Below are 583 nucleotides of genomic sequence, written 5' to 3' on the forward strand. Positions count from 1 at the left end.
ACGTTGCTGAGGAGGCCGTTGCGCCACTCGCGGGGCGTACGGGAGGAGTTGAGCAGCCACAGCAGGGTGAGCGCGAGGAAGGGCATGAAGAACGCGCCCAGCACCCCGTAGACGATCACCAGGCCGAACGGCTGGTCCAGGAAGAGCAGGCTGATCGGCGGGAAGGTCAGCCACAGCAGGTACAGCCGGAAGGGCAGCGAGCGCTCGTGGCGGCCGATGGTGCCCGGGCCGGCGGCGGGGGCGGCCTCGGCGGGGGCGGCTCCGCCGGCCGCGGCCACGGCGCCGGCCCGGTAGTGCTCGACGAAGTCGGCGACCATCACGCTCACCCCGTGCCAGACGCCGACCAGGGAGGAGAAGGAGGTGGCGAAGAAGCCGACGAGGAAGAGCTTGGCGGTGCCGGTGCCGTACCGCTCCTCCAGCACGTCACCGAGGTCGATCAACCCCTTGTCGCCCTTGTGCAGGGCGATGTCGGCGGAGTGCAGCAACTCGGCGCCGACGATCAGCATGGCGACGACGAAGATGCCGGTGGTGACGTACGCGACCCGGTTGTCGAGCCGCATCGTGCGCATCCACGAGCTGTCGG

General features: G+C 70.2%; 1 protein-coding gene. It reads right to left on the bottom strand.

From position 1 onward, the window contains the following. On the bottom strand, positions 1-583 hold a 583-nt coding region (locus KUM32_RS36725; RefSeq protein ID WP_217146212.1), incomplete at both ends, for an Nramp family divalent metal transporter.

The sequence above is a fragment of the Streptomyces sp. AC627_RSS907 genome (assembly GCF_019049165.1).